16 protein-coding genes are annotated in these 16,727 nt (G+C 42.2%); 4 read left to right on the top strand and 12 right to left on the bottom strand.

Annotated elements, in window-relative coordinates:
* Window positions 1-26: 26 nt before the first annotated feature.
* Window positions 27-941: a hypothetical protein gene (locus CLI64_RS20370; RefSeq protein WP_103138913.1), complete on the top strand. Its 915-nt coding sequence runs from the start codon at window positions 27-29 to the stop codon at window positions 939-941.
* 99 nt (window positions 942-1,040) lie between these two features.
* On the opposite strand, the gene ychF is transcribed toward CLI64_RS20370, so the two are convergent.
* From ychF to CLI64_RS20345, 5 genes are all read right to left on the bottom strand, one after another.
* Window positions 1,041-2,132, bottom strand: a complete 1,092-nt coding sequence (gene ychF, locus CLI64_RS20365; RefSeq protein WP_103138912.1) for a redox-regulated ATPase YchF — start codon at window positions 2,130-2,132, stop codon at window positions 1,041-1,043.
* A 36-nt stretch (window positions 2,133-2,168) separates the two neighbouring features.
* Window positions 2,169-2,369: a hypothetical protein gene (locus CLI64_RS20360; protein ID WP_103138911.1), complete on the bottom strand. Its 201-nt coding sequence runs from the start codon at window positions 2,367-2,369 to the stop codon at window positions 2,169-2,171.
* Between the two features lie 298 nt (window positions 2,370-2,667).
* On the bottom strand, window positions 2,668-3,636 hold the full coding sequence (gene argC, locus CLI64_RS20355; RefSeq protein ID WP_103138910.1) for an N-acetyl-gamma-glutamyl-phosphate reductase: 969 nt from the start codon (window positions 3,634-3,636) through the stop codon (window positions 2,668-2,670).
* 55 nt (window positions 3,637-3,691) lie between these two features.
* Complete coding sequence (locus tag CLI64_RS20350; RefSeq protein WP_103138909.1) at window positions 3,692-5,146, bottom strand: GTP-binding protein; 1,455 nt, start codon at window positions 5,144-5,146, stop codon at window positions 3,692-3,694.
* An 83-nt stretch (window positions 5,147-5,229) separates the two neighbouring features.
* A complete protein-coding gene (locus tag CLI64_RS20345) occupies window positions 5,230-6,339 on the bottom strand; it encodes an RNA-guided endonuclease TnpB family protein (RefSeq protein ID WP_103138908.1) in 1,110 nt (369 codons plus the stop codon).
* A 378-nt stretch (window positions 6,340-6,717) separates the two neighbouring features.
* Here CLI64_RS20345 and CLI64_RS20340 point away from each other — a divergent pair, with 378 nt between their 5' ends.
* Window positions 6,718-8,277, top strand: coding sequence for a sodium:proton antiporter (locus CLI64_RS20340; RefSeq protein WP_103138907.1), 1,560 nt, complete (start codon window positions 6,718-6,720; stop codon window positions 8,275-8,277).
* A 200-nt stretch (window positions 8,278-8,477) separates the two neighbouring features.
* Here CLI64_RS20340 and CLI64_RS20335 read toward each other — a convergent pair whose 3' ends face one another.
* Window positions 8,478-9,287, bottom strand: coding sequence for an ester cyclase (locus tag CLI64_RS20335; protein WP_103138906.1), 810 nt, complete (start codon window positions 9,285-9,287; stop codon window positions 8,478-8,480).
* 477 nt (window positions 9,288-9,764) lie between these two features.
* The gene (locus tag CLI64_RS20330; RefSeq protein ID WP_103138905.1) at window positions 9,765-10,049 is read right to left on the bottom strand and encodes a hypothetical protein; all 285 of its coding nucleotides are present in this window, start codon (window positions 10,047-10,049) and stop codon (window positions 9,765-9,767) included.
* A gap of 161 nt (window positions 10,050-10,210) precedes the next feature.
* On the opposite strand from CLI64_RS20330, the gene CLI64_RS20325 reads away from it, so the two are divergent.
* The gene (locus CLI64_RS20325) at window positions 10,211-10,789 is read left to right on the top strand and encodes a CAP domain-containing protein (protein ID WP_192881568.1); all 579 of its coding nucleotides are present in this window, start codon (window positions 10,211-10,213) and stop codon (window positions 10,787-10,789) included.
* Window positions 10,790-10,999: 210 nt separating this feature from the next.
* Entirely contained in the window at window positions 11,000-11,581 is a 582-nt protein-coding gene (locus tag CLI64_RS20320; protein WP_103138904.1) for a Uma2 family endonuclease, read from the top strand.
* A gap of 19 nt (window positions 11,582-11,600) precedes the next feature.
* Here the strand turns inward: CLI64_RS20320 and CLI64_RS20315 are convergent, their stop codons facing one another.
* Genes CLI64_RS20315 through CLI64_RS20300 form a run of 5 tightly spaced genes read right to left on the bottom strand, consistent with a single transcriptional unit; the run spans window position 11,601 to window position 16,523 of the window.
* The gene (locus tag CLI64_RS20315) at window positions 11,601-12,047 is read right to left on the bottom strand and encodes a type II toxin-antitoxin system VapC family toxin (protein WP_103138903.1); all 447 of its coding nucleotides are present in this window, start codon (window positions 12,045-12,047) and stop codon (window positions 11,601-11,603) included.
* Window positions 12,035-12,292: a hypothetical protein gene (locus CLI64_RS20310; RefSeq protein ID WP_103138902.1), complete on the bottom strand. Its 258-nt coding sequence runs from the start codon at window positions 12,290-12,292 to the stop codon at window positions 12,035-12,037. The genes CLI64_RS20315 and CLI64_RS20310 overlap by 13 nt, the downstream gene beginning before the upstream one ends.
* A gap of 26 nt (window positions 12,293-12,318) precedes the next feature.
* Complete coding sequence (locus CLI64_RS30890) at window positions 12,319-12,498, bottom strand: hypothetical protein (protein ID WP_157943300.1); 180 nt, start codon at window positions 12,496-12,498, stop codon at window positions 12,319-12,321.
* A complete protein-coding gene (locus CLI64_RS20305; RefSeq protein WP_103138901.1) occupies window positions 12,449-16,126 on the bottom strand; it encodes a hypothetical protein in 3,678 nt (1,225 codons plus the stop codon). The genes CLI64_RS30890 and CLI64_RS20305 overlap by 50 nt, the downstream gene beginning before the upstream one ends.
* Before the next feature lie 13 nt (window positions 16,127-16,139).
* Entirely contained in the window at window positions 16,140-16,523 is a 384-nt protein-coding gene (locus CLI64_RS20300; protein ID WP_103138900.1) for a hypothetical protein, read from the bottom strand.
* Window positions 16,524-16,727: the final 204 nt, after the last annotated feature.

Here is a 16,727-nt window from a genome sequence, read left to right as displayed (position 1 = left end):
ATTACATTTCATACCAGAGCTAATTAATGAAAAACCTAAAACACAAGTTAGTTATCAAGATTTTGATTGTGGTGGCTTTACTACTGATATCCCAGCAAGTCTTAGCACAGTCTTGGCGACCTGTTCGTGGTGGTATTAGCTTTGGTATCAGTGGGATGTCAGTATTAAGCCAGAAAGATAATGCGATAGATTTCCTAATTGTTCATGATAACAAGCAGAAAAATCAAGGTCGTTTAGCAATTATTAGTATTCCAGGTCAGGAATCTCCAGTATATTTCCCTATAGATTGGCCAAGTAATACAGAATTGCCCCTAGACTTAGAAGCTTTAACATCTATCCCTGGTAAAACCAACTCTCGGTTTATAGCTTTTAGCAGTGCGGGTAAAGGTTATGATCTTCAATTAAATCCTACAAATAGAACTGTCTCACTCATCAAAGTATTTGAATTAACTAAAATTCCTCCAAACAGTAACTTTGAAGGATTTACATTACAAAATATCGACGGTAAATTAATTGCAGTTTGGACGCATCGAGGCGCAGATCAAGATCCAGCGATTATTTATTGGGGATTATTTGACTTAGTAAAATATCAAATTACCCCCATCGGTTCTGCACAGATTAAAGTACCATTCCCCACTCACAGTGTCCGCCACATTTCCGATATTAAGGTAGATGCAGCCGGAATAGTTTACATCACATCTGCTAGTGACACAGGTGATGATGGCCCGTTTGAATCTGCTGTTTATGTGGCTGGCTATCTCGGTTCATCTGGCGACAAAATTACCTGGAAACAAAACCCCCAGTTATTTCCTTTCCATCGTTTCAAATACCACAAAATTGAAGCTCTAGAACTAATTCCTGGTGCAAACGGCGGCGTAGTCGTGGGTACAGATGATGAAAATTTAGGTGGCTATATTTACACTTTGGGACAAGGTAATTAATAGGGAATTGGGCATGGGGCATTGGGCATGGGGAATGGGTAAAATTTTATTTTCTTCCCTTACACCCCCACACCCTTACACCCCTATACCCTTAATTCATTACACATTAAATCTAAACAACATCACATCGCCTTCCTGCACAATATACTCTTTACCTTCACTCCTAACTAAACCTTTTTCTTTCGCTGCGTTCATAGAACCCGTTGTGACTAAATCATTGTAAGCAACGGTTTCAGCGCGAATAAAACCACGTTCAAAATCGGAGTGAATTACACCTGCGGCTTGGGGTGCTGACATTCCAGCATGAATAGTCCAGGCGCGAGTTTCTTTGGGGCCGCTAGTAAAATATGTGCGTAAACCTAAGAGGGTGTAAGTTGCGCGAATTAAAGATTTTAAGCCGCCTTCTTCTACACCTAAAGAAGCAAGAAAATCAGCTTTATCTTCCTCTGGTAATTCTACAAGTTCCGCTTCAACTTGAGCCGAAACAATAACGACTTGAGCATTTTCTTGTGCTGCAATTTGTCGTACTTGCTCCACAAAATCATTACCTGTAGCTAAGTCATCTTCCGAGACATTAGCAGCATAGATAATGGGTTTATTAGTTAATAGTCCTAAGCCTTTAATAATTTCTGCTTCTTCCTCAGTTAAACTGACTTGACGCACTGATTTACCTTCATTTAAAGCCGCAGCCAACTTTTCTAGAACTGTGACTTCAAATTGTGCTTCTTTACTGGTGCGTGCTTGTTTGCGGGTGCGCTCAATGCGGCGTTCAATTTGTGCTAAGTCAGATAAACCTAGTTCTAAACTAATGATTTCAATATCTCGTGCTGGGTCAACTGAACCAGCTACGTGGATGATATCGTCATTTTCAAAACAACGTACCACATGAACGATCGCATCGACTTCGCGAATGTGCGACAGGAATTGATTACCTAGTCCTTCACCTTGGCTAGCACCTTTGACTAAGCCGGCGATATCGACAAACTCGATGCGTGCGGGGATAATTTGTGCTGAACCGGAAATTTGAGAAAGTTTGTTTAAACGCTCATCCGGTACTGCGACAACGCCGACATTGGGTTCAATGGTACAAAAAGGAAAGTTAGCCGCTTCTGCTTTGGCGTTAGCGACTACAGCATTAAATAAAGTAGATTTTCCGACGTTGGGAAGTCCGACTATTCCGGCTCTTAGCATTTTAGATTTGATTTTGAGTTTGTTGACAAAGAAAAACTAGACGGGATTAGGTATCGTCTGAGGAATAGTCCCCGGCACTGTTTGGGGAATAGTCCCCGGCACTGTTTGGGGAATGGGAGCAGGTACGGTTTCTGGTACAGGCTCAGGTAAAGGCGAGGGAATTGTAGGTTCTGGTGATGGGTTGGGTTCTGGGTTGGTTTCTGGGTCGGGAATGTAAATAGTTTGAGGTCGAATCATGTCTATCACATTAATTATTTAACCCTCTCAACCTAGATGACAACTAGAAAGATTGACATCTCCCCAAATGACTATACCCAAATCCTTTTTTAACTAAGGTGTAAGGGTGTAGAGGTGTATTTATGTCAAACCATTACAAACTATATCTTTTCACCCTTATACCCATTCTGCACAGATCATTTTAGGGACTTCCAACTAAAAAAATAGACAATCGCTGTTGTGAGCAAAGGGGCAGGGGGCAGGGAGCAGGGGGAAATCAAAATATTCTCTCTCGGAAATGGACTTTTCAAACATCCTCTCAAAGTCCCAAATCTTCGGGGACACCCAACATAATATTAAGATTTTGGACTGCTGCACCGGATGCGCCTTTACCGAGATTATCGAGACGCGCTACTAATAAGGCTTCTTGGGTGGCATCATTGGCAAAGACGAATAACTGCACAATATTTGTGTCGTTCATCGCCATTGCATCCAAGAAAGTACCGTCTCTGAGTAAACTTGTATCTTTAAAAGGTGCTACCTGGACAAACTTTTCACCAGCGTAGTATTGTGCGATCGCTTGATGAATTGCTTCACCTGATGGGGGATTAGCTAAAGTCCATAGAGGTAAAGGGATTTGAACTAACATCCCTTGGGCAAAATCTCCCACTGAGGGGACAAATAACGGCGGTGATGCTAAACCGGAATGCTGGTGCATTTCCTTAACGTGTTTATGTCCGAACTGCAAACCATAAATACCGTAGGGATAAAGGGAATGTGCTGCCGTTTGCTGTTCATGAAAGGTATCGTATTTTTGGATGAGATTCTTACCGCCGCCAGAGTAACCAGACACCGCATTAATGGTAATGGGGAAGGTGTGAGGAATGATGCCTTGAGCTATTAAAGGACGAACGCAAGCTAAAAATCCTGTAGGATAACAGCCAGGATTACTCACAAACTGAGCATGAGCAATTTTTTCTCGTTGTCCTGGGTTCAATTCTGGGAAACCATAAACCCAACCCGCAGCCGTGCGATAGGCGGTGCTAGCATCGAGAATTTTCACCTGATCATTATCTACTAAACTGACAGCCTCACGGGCTGCATCATCAGGTAAACAAAGAATCACAACATCAACCGCATTAATTAATTTTGCCCTTTCCGTCGCATCCTTGCGTTTAGATGGTTCAATACTGACTAATTCAATATCATCCCGTTGATTCAAACGCGAGTAAATCTGTAAGCCAGTAGTTCCCGATTCCCCATCAATAAAAATTTTCGGCTTATTCATAACTAATTGCTGACCGTTGACCGTTGACTATTGACTATTGACTGTTGACTATTGACTAATTTTTGAATTGTACCTTGTGCATTAATTCATCTTTGATGCGATTTAAAATTGATGCTTCATCTAGGGTAGACAAAATGCGATTAATGACAGCTTTTGGCCCATCTGGCCCCCAGGTAGCCCCATTGGCTAAATATACCTTGGTGACTTGTCCAATCCCATAGGAAGAAACACCAGCTACTCCAGCTTGGGTTAAAGCCACGGAAATATAGGGGCCAAGGGCAAAACCGGCGGTGGCTGATGCAGAGATACCTAGTAAGGTTTTCAAGCCACTTAAACCCAAGTTGGCTAATAATTCACTAACTCCGATACCACCCATACTGATGGCGATTTTTTGTAATAACTGCACAGCCCCAGCTTCAGTCATGGGGATGCCGTAGAGTTTAGATAGACCTAAAATCAAAGCTATATCAATAACTATACTACTCAGTATATCTACTACTGTAACGGGATTGAGTGCGATCGCCACAGCTTTAGTCATGACTGCTTTCCAAATTAACTGATTGGCGTTCTGTTCCCGAATCAGCAATTTACGCTGCACTAGTTGCTCGTTCACTGTGTCAGCATAAAGCATGGTGTTGAGTGCGACTAAAGCTTTACCCTCCCGTTGCAAAATCTCTAAAATTTTCAGCTTTAACTCTTCCACCTGCGCCGCACCAGGACGCATCTGTACACCCCTAGTCCCATCTGCACGCCGGACAGCAGTTTTTACCAATGGTGATGCAGCCGCCATGACGATTTCTAAAGGTGTGAGTAGTTCCCGTACCCGATCATCTTTAATTTTCTGATAAATTGCCAAGCGATCGGCTTCGGGATATTGGTCTACTTTATTGAATACCAAAATCATCGGTTTACCTGCTTCCCGCAATTGCGATAAAGCCACCTGCTCAACTTTAGTCATATCACCCGCAATCACGAACAGGATTAAATCAGCCTGTTTTGCTATTTGTTCCGCTAAAGCTGTGCGTGTTTCCCCGTCGATTTCGTCTAATCCTGGGGTATCAATTAATTCCACTTGGGATTTACCAGCACTCGGTAAAGTCACCCGCAAAGCGCGTTCTGTTTCGCCAATTGCCTCTTCACTAACACTCCAATTGACACTTTGAGCCGTACGAGTCACACCATGTAAAGGGCCAGTTTCAAACACTGTTTGTCCCACTAAAGCATTTAACAGCGAAGATTTACCCCTTCCCACCATGCCAAAAGCCGCAATCTGGACTACCATACTGTCTAATTTTCCCAGCATAGTTTCCAAATCAGCAATTTCCGACTCTAAACCCGCTTTTTCCTGGGGACTGAGGTCAAGGCTAGCCACTAAGTTACGCAGTGCTGTTTGTGCTTGTTTATAGTTGAGTTCCGCTTGAATGTCTTCAAAGCTAAAAATGGCACTATCTAATTCTTCCTCCCAGTTGGATGAGTCATTGTGATGCGGTTCGGGCAATGTGGATGTCACTTCGCTGCGCTCCGAATTTAAAATTTAACAGTCCTTTTTAATCGTAGTGTGTAAACTTCCCCGCCCACAAGGGGACGGGGCTTTCAACCGAGCTTCGACCCTTGCAAAGCGCAAGAGAGAACTGATTGTTCAGGCTGCATTACGGACAGCCCCAAAAGAGAAATCACATTCGCCGCGTTAAAGTCAGCGTCACCATGCCAACCGCAATTCTCACAGCTAAATGATTTTGCATTCCGCTTGCCAATATGCAGGCAGTGATGACAAGTCTTGCTGGTGTATTCCGGTCGGATCAGAATCACCGGAATCCCTGCAATAGCGGCTTTGTAATTGGTGAACATTCGCAACTGGTAAAACGCCCAGTTGTGATGCTGCCTGCGTTGCTCAGATCCCTTGACTTTGGCACGTTGCCGAATTCCAGTCAGGTCTTCAAAGGCAATCGCGGCATTGATGGATTTAGCCTCATTGACCAATTGACGGCTAATGCTGTGATTCAGCCACTTCTGAAAGCGTCGCTCTTTCCCGGAGAGCCGTTTCAAGAGTCGTTTCGCCCCCTTCGTGCCTTTGGATTGCAGCGATGCTCTGACTTTGGCAAAGTGGTTGCGAACTTTTTGAATCTGCTCACCATTCCAGGATTTACCTGTGCTGGTGTGAGCAAGATCGCGTCTACCCAAGTCCACTCCAACAACCTTCGGTGTTTTGCCCGTTGGGTCAGTGGGCAGGTCAACCGCGATTTGAATGTAGTAGTCTCCATTGCGACGCTTGACCAATGTTGCACTCGTCGGATTTTTTCCTCTCAACAAAGCGAGTTGATAGTTGCCAATCGAAAGTGGCAGCCACACACGCTGATTGAGCAAAGTAATCCCTACGTGCTGGTCAGCTTCCCGATACGTGAAGACTCTAGCATCCAGACTGATAGAACTTGGCTTGAATTGGTGAACCTGCTTTGTCGCTTTCAAGTTGCCGACTACGCGGCGGATTGCCTGACACGCATGGTTCGCTTTCAATCCGGTCGTTGCTCTCACTTCTCGGTAGGTCAAGTGATGCAGCTTCGTGGTGTTGCGAACGTTTTCACGCTTTGCAACTTCCAATATCTGATTGCAGGCTTCAGCAAACGCTTTCAGGGTCACGTCAATTTCTTGACGCAATTCTGGAGGAACTTGAAGCTTACACGATACAGATATGGTTTGAGTCATAGACCTATTCTATTTCATCCATATATGTTTCCCCGTCAAGAGATTGTCAATTTTGGTGGCATCGAGCCACGCAAAATTTACGCTCCTATCCCTCCGCACCCACAAGGGGATGCGGTTTCCCGGAGGTCTTCATGAAGGTAGGGGTGTAGGGGAGCCAGTTGCGTGGGCGGGTATCCCGACTTGAGCAAACTGGCGTGTGTAGGGGTGTAAGGGAAAATATGATTAACTGCGTCCATTAGCTGAAAAACACTCGCTTCTGGTTTGGTACTGAGAATTGGAGACTGTTTTGATTAACCTTTAGATTCTTTTCTTCTCTCCTAATGTCTGTGCTAATTTTTGTGTGGTCTATTGTTTCATCTGCTGATCAAGATTTTTCTTATGGTAATTGAATCAACAATGGGAGAGGAAGCGATCGCTTCTAATCTTAAACAGTTTCTTTTAGTTCTCTCAGTATCTTTAGGTGTAGCTACTCTACCACAGATATTTAGCTGGTTTCGTCAAATACCTTATACCCTACTGCTAGTTATAGTTGGTTTGGGTTTGGCGGTGGTTGATGTCCGCCTAGTGACTCTTTCCCCGGCTTTAATTCTGTTTATTTTTCTCCCACCCCTCTTATTTGAAGCCGCATGGAATCTGAAGTGGTCAGATTTAAAGCAAGATTTTCTGCCAATTTGTTTGTATGCGGTTTTAGGGGTAGTCATTTCTATTGCTGGAGTCGCTATTGGACTCAATCAATTAGCGGGAATATCTCTAACTACAGCTTTACTCATTGGTGCAAGTTTATCTGCTACTGACCCTGTATCTGTCACAGCTGTATTTCGCGAACTGGGAGTAGGTACTCGCCTAGTTACCCTGATGGAAGGGGAAAGTTTATTTAATGATGGGATGGCGGTAGTTGCCTTTGGTCTTTTGGTAGCCTTACCTTTAGGCAATGCTGAATTAGGGCTACAGCCTATTTTACTGGAGTTATTGCAAGTTGTCGGTATTGGTTTAGCGGTGGGAGGTGTGATTGGCTTTGGTATTTCCTACCTCACCCAACGTTTTGATTTACCAATGGTAGAACAATCATTAACCTTGGTTTCTGCCTACGGAACTTACCTCATTACTGAGGATTTGGGTGGTTCAGGAGTAATTGGAGTTGTCACTACAGGGTTAATTCTGGGTAACTTTGGTTCGCGCATCGGGATGAATCCCCGCACTCGGATTATTGTGTCTGAGTTTTGGGAATTTTTAGCTTTTTTTGTGAACTCGATAGTTTTCTTACTGATTGGGGATCAAATTCGCTTTGCTAGTCTCCAAGCAAATATACCCATTATTGCGGTTACTGTCACTGCGATGATTTTGATGCGATTTGTGGCAATTTACATTCTTAGCTATATCAGTAAAATTGTTACCAAATCAGACATTTCTTTACCTGATCAAACTCTCCTGTGGTGGGGTGGGTTACGTGGCTCTGTCTCTATTGCTTTAGCTTTAAGTGTACCTACAATTGTAGGTGAAAGAGAAACAATTATTGCGACTGTTTTTGGCGTAGTTTTATTTACTTTACTGGTGCAAGGATTAACCATCAAACCGCTACTACAAAAATTGAATTTGTTAGGTGATGCACCCTTACGAGAACAGTATTTAGAAATGGTGGCTCGGAATATCGCCTTAGAAAGAGTGTTGCAATATCTGCAAACAGAACAACACCCTGGAGTTGAAACAGAATTTATTCGCTATCAAGAAAAGCTAATTCAAGGTGAGATGGCACAAATTCACACTAAGCTTGACAAATTACAAGATGAATATCCGAATATCCAGAATTTTATCACTGAACAGTTTCAAGAAAGGCTATTAGCCATAGAGGCAGATACCTATGCCGAATTTGTTAAATCAGGTCAGTTAAACCAAGAACTTCCTTCCCTACTGGAAAATGTTCTGCACCATGAGCAATGAGTGGCTGAGTATACCCTTTGTCATATTAATTTCTCCACTGGCTTTACAGCAAATTTGGTAAGAAAGCTTAGGGATTTTTAATTAAATAAATATACTATCAATTTGATAGTAACAGGGTAGGCAGTAGGGGGAAAGAAAGTTGTTTGTCAAAGGGGAAATTGGATAATTTATTTTTCGGAATTCCCCCTACATCCCTGCATTTATTGAGACATACCGGCAAAAGGACAACGACTAGTCGAGAGATTTACTTCTGTTGTTTTTCTTTTCCACGGTAGAAATCTGCTGATAAAGTTCCATAGCTTTTGCCATAGAGAAGATTTCTTTTTAGCTGCTAGCTGCTGTGTTTGATTATTGTTGGGTAATTTCCCCCCTGCCGTGAGTTTATCTAAGAACTTGGTATTGTCATAGTAATGTTCTAAGAAGAGAATTTTTAGGTCATCTCTGAGATGAACTACACTAGTACCGATAATTTCAATGGTTTCACCTGTTGGTGCATAATCTTTATATACCCCTTTAAAAGTACCCCAGTGTCGCCATTTAAAAACAACTATTGGTGGTGTGGAATAAACCTCTATAACTTCCCATGCAAAACCATCAGGAAAAGCTGTATGAAAGAGATTAGTTGAAGTTTCAAAGTTTTCTTCACTGGCTTTGTAATGCTGGTTATCGCCAATTAATAGTTTATAAGTACCTGAATTAATCAAATCTGTAATGGTGTAACCATAACCGCCATTGGTACTCATGCGAAACTTGTCTTGGACGACAGTTAACCATTGAGATGGATTAGTTTTAAAGTTTGCCTCAATATCAAAGGCTCTTACCAAATTTTGAACTAATCTTTCTAGGGAGTTTTCGGGATGGTTTTGTATACTTTCTGCGGCTAGTTTTTCATCAGAACGGGTATAGTCTGGCTTTTGACCATAACGCCATTCTACATCGTTGCTATATTGCAACACAGTGTCTCTATCTTGTACCCAAAGATGAAGTTTACTAATGTCGATGGAATCCATAAATACCTACACGCAAAGGAACTAAGAAGTAACTGTAAATTAAGATGAATGGCAGAATTTTGCAGCGATCGCCCTCTTATTTAGCAGCAGCTTATACAGTTTTGTTTGGTAGTTTTAATTATTTACCATGTGGTAGCACCAAGGCTTAATCATTGCCCATATCAGCATCTTCTATCATTATGCCAATCATGAATCAAGGATGTTCGCAAACATAAAAATTGGAAATTTTAATATTTTATAAATAAAATATCTCGCTAATTAGAGCATATATCAAGGCAAAAATAAGATATGTAATTATCAAATAAGTGCTTTTTTTAAAGTAAGAATTTAAAAACGTTCAATATTCACAATATACATTATCAATATGTCAATTTTATAACTAAAGATGTTAAAGCATAAACAAGAACATCAAAATCAAATTTTGTCAGTATGATATATGCTGTTGTGTATTTTAATAGTCTTGGTATGACTACATAATCATAGTCGCTTTTGATGACGAAAAATTATTGTTATCAGACCAATAATAGAGGCGATCGCTAGTAACATTACTGGGTTGAAGACAATATTAAAACCAAATTCCTGATTGTTTTGCCAATGCAGTAGCCAGATGTCATTACTACCTATCTTGAATGAAGGTAATTGCAAAATAGTAAAAATAGGTAGCAATATTAATATAATTGCCATTGATAAAAAGAATGCTGACAAGGTAATTTGTAACCAATTAAGAAAAATAGCTATGTAGTTAGAGTTATTTTCTGACATTTTTATAATTGCTATGTGCTACATTAGCGCATCGAAATCAAGAATTAAAATGTGAATAATCTTAACTCTTTTGTGAAATTGTCATATTCGTATCACATCTTTATTTAAAACTGAAAATATAGCAGTAAAACAACTATCTAAGGAATTATTTCTTACATAAAATGAGTTTATTTAATCGGAAAATGGGTCTAGCACGGGCAAAGATGCAGTACGCCCCACCGTTGGTGATCGCATTTTTGTTGACTGGATGTGCGGCGATCGAAAAAAATTTACCACCGTTACCGACAATACCTATACCCAATCAATCACCACAACCGTTACTTTCGCCTGAGTCTGTCACAACTTCCCAAATGGAAGCACAAATTCGCCGAGGTATTAACCAAGTCCGACAAAAAAATGGGCTTCAGCCACTCAAAGATAATCAAAAATTAGCGCAAGTCGCCCGCAAATATAGCCGCCAAATGGCTGAACAAAATTTCTTTAGCCATACTGGTGCTGACGGTAGCACACCACAAGAAAGAGTCCTCAGAGGCGGGATTCTTTACTCAGCAGTGGGTGAGAACTTATTCACTAGTCAGAATGTACCTCGTCCAGTACCAGCAGCTATTGAAGGATGGATGAAAAGCCCAGGACACCGAGAAAATATTCTGCGTCCAGTATTTACGGAGACGGGTGTAGGCGTTTGGCGCGAAGGTAATACTTACTACGTTACTCAGTTATTCTTAAGACCATTTCCGTAAGAGCCTATTTATAAAGTAAATATATAGTTCTTGTGGTGTGGGCATCTTGCCCGCACCGGCTAGAAGCCCATCCCACAAGAGAGTTTTAATGCAACATTGAAGGCTTGCCACGCCAATAGGGTGCGTTACGCTAATAGATTTAATGCTTGCTAGACATATCTCAGCTTTATCCAAAAGCTAAAATCAAAACAAACTAGAAACTATCTTGCTATGGTAGCCGTCCCCCAACAACCGCAAAAAATGACAGTCGAGGAATATCTCGCTTGGGAACTCCAGCAAGAGCTTCGTTATGAATATGTTAATGGCGAAGTTTTTGCCATGACTGGTGGTACAGTTCCTCACAATGACATTGCACTGAACTTTTACAGAGTCTTATACCCACATTTACGTGCTAGAGGTTGTCGAGTGAATGTGTCAGATGTGAAAGTGTTATTTAATACTAAAAATATCTATTATTATCCTGATGTGATCGTCAGTTGCGACCCTCAAGACCTGAATGCTCGCAAATTTATTCAAAATCCCACAATAATTGCTGAAGTTTTATCCCCTGGTACGAGTAGCAAAGATCGGGGCGAAAAATTCACTAATTACTTAACAATTCCCTCTTTACAAGAATATTTATTGATAGATTCCGAAAAAATCTCCGTTGAACGTTTCTGTCGCGGAGAGGGGAGAATGTGGCTTTACTATCCCTACACTGAGGGAGATATGATTACACTATCTAGCATAGAATTTGATTTTGCGATCGCACAACTCTATGAAGGTGTGGTATTTGCACCAGCAGCAGAATAGATAAAACAAGAGCGATATCTTATGATGCCAGCACTTCATCTAAAATCACGATGAATAAGTTTGACACTGTTCTTAGTTGTCGGTCATTGGTGAGAAACTGGGTACAGCCTAATGCTGTAGCTGTTGCAAGATGAATGGCATCGGGTGTTCTCAATGAAGGTGTAATAGCACGTAGCCTTGCTGCTTCCTTCAAGATGGCTTGACTAATGGGAACTAATTGTATTTGGGGTGATTGCAGCAATCGCTCGTAGGCATTAATCAGAAACGTATCTGAATTTCTCATTGGTACGACTAGGGTTTCCATCAAAGTCAGTTCACTGGTAAAAACTTCCAGGTTTCCTGTCTGAAGGTTATTCCATAGAGGATTCAGCAACATTCCATAAATTGGGGTCTGTTCAACAGCGTAAATAATCGTTACTGTATCAATATATATACGGTCAGCATTGGAAAAAGTTAGTTGTCCCATGCCTCTTTCTCTACCTGTATATCTCGATTGATTTCTTCTACACTTCTGCCGACAGGGCGTTGTCTATGGATTTCTTCAAGCAATGTCAGAATGGATTGGCTTTTTGGTGCAGGTTTCTGTTCTGGTAACAAGACAATCACCTCAACAGTTTGTCCTACTGAGGTTAAGGCAGTATCATTAGGCAAATTAATTTCAATTTTGTTGCCTGGTAAAACTTGAGTTTCAATTCTTAACGCCGATTGCATCTGGTCTGCTCCTATTTAAATTTGCCCTATATTGTATTAATCATGGCGCGGATTTGGCTGTGATGCGATCGCATATTGGGAAAATCTGCTTTTGTGCGATCGCTTCTGAAGTTGTGCGAAAATGCGAATTGCGAATTGCGAATTGGTATTACACCCTTACTTCTTGCCAATACCGTCGCACAAATGCCTGTCACTCTCGCTGACATTAGGATTATTTTGTAAATAACCGCGTACAAAATCGCAATTGTCCTGTATTAAAGAGTCTAATTCCAACTTAGATTCTAATTCTGGAAGATTCCAAAGTTTGATTGTATTGTCAGCACTACCAGAAGCTAATATCTTGCCGTCGGGGCTAAAACTCACGCTATAGACAGAGTTACTATGCCCGTTAAGGGTGCGGATTTGGTTGCCTGTCTCTAGATTCCAGAGTTTGATTGTGTTGTCAGCACTACCAGAAGCCAATGTCTTGCCGTCGGGGCTAAAACTCACACTATAGACATAGTTACTATGCCCGTTAAGGGTGCGGATTTGGTTGCCTGTCTCTAGATTCCAGAGTTTGACTGTATTGTCATAACTGCCAGAAGCTAATGTCTTACCGTCGGGGCTAAAACTCACGATATAGACAGAGTTACTATGCCAGTTAAGGGTGCGGATTTGGCTGCCTGTCTTTAGATTCCAGAGTTTGAGTGTGTTGTCAGCACTACCAGAAGCCAATGTCTTGCCGTCGGGGCTAAAACTCACACTATAGACATAGTTACTATGCCCCTGGAGGGTTCGGATTTCCTTACCTATCTCTAGATTCCAGAGTTTGATTGTGTTGTCAGCACTACCAGAAGCCAATGTCTTGCCGTCGGGGCTAAAACTCACACTATAGACAAAGTTACTATGCCCCTGGAGGGTGCGAATTTCCTTACCTGTCTCTAGATTCCAGAGTTTGATTGTGTTGTCAGCACTACCAGAAGCTAACGTCTTACCGTCGGGGCTAAAACTCACGCTAATGACACCTTCACTATGCCCGTTAAGGGTGCGGATTTGGTTGCCTGTCTCTAGATTCCAGAGTTTGATTGTCTTGTCTAGACTACCAGAAGCTAATATCTTGCCGTCGGGGCTAAAACTCACGCTATAGACATAGTTACTATGCCCCTGGAGGGCGCGGATTTGGTTGCCTGTTTCTAGGTTCCAGAGTTTGATTGTGCTGTCAGCACTACCAGAAGCTAATGTCTTGCCGTCGGGGCTAAAACTCACGCTTAAGACAGAGTTACTATGCCTGTTAAGGGTACGGATTTGGTTGCCTGTCTCTAGATTCCAGAGTTTGATTGTGTCGTCATAACTGCCAGAAGCTAATGTCTTGCCGTCGGGGCTAAAACTCACACTATAGACAGAGTTACTATGCCCCTGGAGGGTGCGAATTTGGTTGCCTGTTTCTAGATTCCAGAGTTTGATTGTGTTGTCTTCACTACCAGAAGCTAACGTCTTACCGTCGGGGCTAAAACTCACACTATAGACATAGTTACTATGCCCCTGGAGGGTGCGGATTTGGCTGCCTGTCTCTAGATTCCAGAGTTTGATTGTGTTGTCTTCACTACCAGAAGCTAACGTCTTACCGTCGGGGCTAAAACTCACGCTATAGACAGAGTTACTATGCCCGTTAAGGGTGCGGATTTCCTTACCTGTTTCTAGGTTCCAGAGTTTGATTGTGTTGTCTTCACTACCAGAAGCTAACGTCTTACCGTCGGGGCTAAAACTCACGCTATAGACAGAGTTACTATGCCCGTTAAGGGTGCGGATTTCCTTACCTGTTTCTAGGTTCCAGAGTTTGATTGTGTTGTCAGCACTACCAGAAGCCAATGTCTTGCCGTCGGGGCTAAAACTCACGCTTAAGACAAAGTTACTATGCCCGTTAAGGGTGCGGATTTCCTTACCTGTCTCTAGATTCCAGAGTTTGATTGTGTTGTCTTCACTGCCAGAAGCCAATGTCTTGCCGTCGGGGCTAAAACTCACACTCCAGATACCTTCTCTATGCCCTTCCAAGCGGTTGCGCCCTCTTCCTTGAAAACGAACTGTCTGTAAGGCATTCAATACCTCTGGGTTAGTTTTGTGTTGGCTTTGCAGGATTTTTCCCGCCTTGATGGCTTGAACAAAAGCTTCTAATTCTTTACTTTCATTAAAGAGCGACAAGGAATATCGACCAAGAGATTCAGCTTGATTAAGTTCCGATTGGTTTTTCTGATTCCAAGCCACCAAAACCAAGCCACTGCTAACCACCACCGCCACCAACGAACCCGCCGCAATTCTCCAGGCGGTTCTAATTTCGCGCTTCCTGCGAGCTGCTTCAACTTGTTTCAGGCGATTATTTTCTTGAATACTCTCCTCAATAAATTCTGTCTCATCAATCAAATCTCCAGGGCGTTCCTTGAGTCTTTCTTCTGCTTCCGCCAAGGCTGCACCCCGCAACAATGAACCAGAATCTCGCTGCGTTGCTTCCCATTGTCCCTTGGCTGCGCGCAGTCGCTCTTGCCAAGCTCTAAAAACGCGGTCTTTATTCATCCATTCCCGCAATTCTCCCCAATTGCGAATCAAAGCTTCATGGACTACTTCTACCGTTTCTTGACTGGTAGCATTGCGACTTGTCACCACCAACCGAGCATCAGCTAATTGTTTGACCAAATCCCAGCTTTGCTCCCCCAATTCCGTTTTCATCGCCACCCTTCGAGTATCTTCTGTTCCCTCACCCGGACGCACCAATTGAATAAAAATCCTCCGGACTTGTTCTTTCTGGGCCTCTGTCAAGTTGCCATATTTCTCATCTGCATGACGAGCTAATGCACCTTCTACTTGACCAATTTCTTCATAGATATTGTGAGTTAATTGTTTACCTGTGCGCTTGTTCCACAATTCTGTTAAAGCAAACTCTAACAAAGGTAAATTTCCTGGTTGGTTTTCCACATCCTCTAAAATACGTTCTACCAGTCCGCTTGCAAATGTCACTCCTAATTTTTCAGCAGGTTTTTCAATGACTTGTGTTAATTCCTCCCGATTCATCGGCCCCAGTTTTAAGTCCGCATTTTGCAAAACATCTGCAAAAGGACGATAGGAGAGAGCATTGCCTAAAAAATCTGCCCGCATTGTCGTTACCCAGACTGTAGCGGATGCAGATAGAGACGTGGAAGTTTCTAAACTAGCTAATAAACAATCAAGAAATTTATGGCGGATGTCCTGATTGTTACAGAGAGTATAAATTTCTTCAAATTGGTCAGCAATCAATAGCACCCGTTCATTAGGGTGATTTTGCCGAATTTTAGCAAAAACGTCTGAGATCAGCATAGAGCCATCTTGCAAGTAACCAGCTAACTTGCGGGCTTGGGCAATTTGGTCAGTTGCATCTAAATTAGGCGTATAAAGAGGCACTAATGCTACAGCCAGCGCATGGAAAGGATCAGCACCAGGACGAAAGTGAGTAAACTGCCAATGTCCTGCTGTTTGCAACTTCGGAACTAACCCCGCCAACACCACTGAAGATTTCCCGCTACCTGATGCACCCAGCACCGGAATAAAATTCTGGGTTTTCGTAGCAGTATAAAGTTCTTCGATAAATATTTCCCGCCCAAAGAACACATCCGCATCATTCGGGCCGAAATGAAACAACCCCCGATAAGGACAAGGCAGATATTCATTAGCTACGTCTATAGAATCAGAAGAGACTAATCTTGCTTCTTCCCGATAGTAATAGTTAATTATCTGTACAGGAGCGTAATTCAAATCGCCCCCAACACTAGTATCCTTTAAGAGATTTTCTTGTTCTTGAGATGGTTGATTTGGGAGTAACTCGTTCATGCTCTTGGCATCCTTAACCTTGCTGAACAGGGGCGAAGTTCACATTGCCAGTGATAGTATTTCCACTCATTGTGTTGGTTTGAGTTTGATTGATTATTTGCTGTCCCCCTGGTTGTTCTTTAAGCTTGTCAAGTAACTCCTGAGCCACTTTAATGATTTCTTGGTCTTGATCAGCACCAGTTTTGGTAATTTTGTCTTTTAATAAACCTTCAGCTTGCTTAATTTCTTCTGCTTTAGCATCTACCATCGCTTGTCCCAGAACATCGCCTTCCAATTTCTTTTTAATCAAAGTCTTCAAACCCTGATAGGCATCTTTAATAGCCGTGCCTGCGGTATCCTTAGCAGCAGCGATCGCACCAGCACCTAAAGCAGTAATAATCAAAGAAATAGGCTCCATAATTCACCCTTAGTTAATCGTTAATAATTGATAGCTGTGAAAATACTTAGCTTATGCGTTTATGCTATCAGCCATTTCACGAATTATTATGCAATTAGCTGCTTGTTAACTTTGCTAAAACCCTTTACCATGAATCCACCATGCAGAGATACTTTGTACACACATCTTTCTCATGGGAGTTTGAATACGTCTCCCCCACGTTAA

Origin of the sequence: Nostoc sp. CENA543 (assembly GCF_002896875.1) — a bacterium.
Lineage (GTDB): Bacteria > Cyanobacteriota > Cyanobacteriia > Cyanobacteriales > Nostocaceae > Trichormus.
This window is presented reverse-complemented; position numbering and strand designations above follow the sequence as displayed.

Bases quoted from the DNA above. Each gene is read 5' to 3' on its own strand.
- CLI64_RS20300 (WP_103138900.1), bottom strand. From the start codon at position 16,523: ATGGAGCCTATTTCTTTGATTATTACTGCTTTAGGTGCTGGTGCGATC.
- CLI64_RS20340 (WP_103138907.1), top strand. From the start codon at position 6,718: ATGGTAATTGAATCAACAATGGGAGAGGAAGCGATCGCTTCTAATCTT.
- CLI64_RS20305 (WP_103138901.1), bottom strand. From the start codon at position 16,126: ATGAACGAGTTACTCCCAAATCAACCATCTCAAGAACAAGAAAATCTC.
- CLI64_RS20325 (WP_192881568.1), top strand. From the start codon at position 10,211: ATGAGTTTATTTAATCGGAAAATGGGTCTAGCACGGGCAAAGATGCAG.
- CLI64_RS20330 (WP_103138905.1), bottom strand. From the start codon at position 10,049: ATGTCAGAAAATAACTCTAACTACATAGCTATTTTTCTTAATTGGTTA.
- CLI64_RS30890 (WP_157943300.1), bottom strand. From the start codon at position 12,498: ATGTCAGCGAGAGTGACAGGCATTTGTGCGACGGTATTGGCAAGAAGT.
- ychF (WP_103138912.1), bottom strand. From the start codon at position 2,132: ATGCTAAGAGCCGGAATAGTCGGACTTCCCAACGTCGGAAAATCTACT.
- CLI64_RS20335 (WP_103138906.1), bottom strand. From the start codon at position 9,287: ATGGATTCCATCGACATTAGTAAACTTCATCTTTGGGTACAAGATAGA.
- CLI64_RS20345 (WP_103138908.1), bottom strand. From the start codon at position 6,339: ATGACTCAAACCATATCTGTATCGTGTAAGCTTCAAGTTCCTCCAGAA.
- CLI64_RS20320 (WP_103138904.1), top strand. From the start codon at position 11,000: ATGGTAGCCGTCCCCCAACAACCGCAAAAAATGACAGTCGAGGAATAT.
- CLI64_RS20310 (WP_103138902.1), bottom strand. From the start codon at position 12,292: ATGCAATCGGCGTTAAGAATTGAAACTCAAGTTTTACCAGGCAACAAA.
- CLI64_RS20370 (WP_103138913.1), top strand. From the start codon at position 27: ATGAAAAACCTAAAACACAAGTTAGTTATCAAGATTTTGATTGTGGTG.
- CLI64_RS20360 (WP_103138911.1), bottom strand. From the start codon at position 2,369: ATGATTCGACCTCAAACTATTTACATTCCCGACCCAGAAACCAACCCA.
- CLI64_RS20315 (WP_103138903.1), bottom strand. From the start codon at position 12,047: ATGGGACAACTAACTTTTTCCAATGCTGACCGTATATATATTGATACA.
- argC (WP_103138910.1), bottom strand. From the start codon at position 3,636: ATGAATAAGCCGAAAATTTTTATTGATGGGGAATCGGGAACTACTGGC.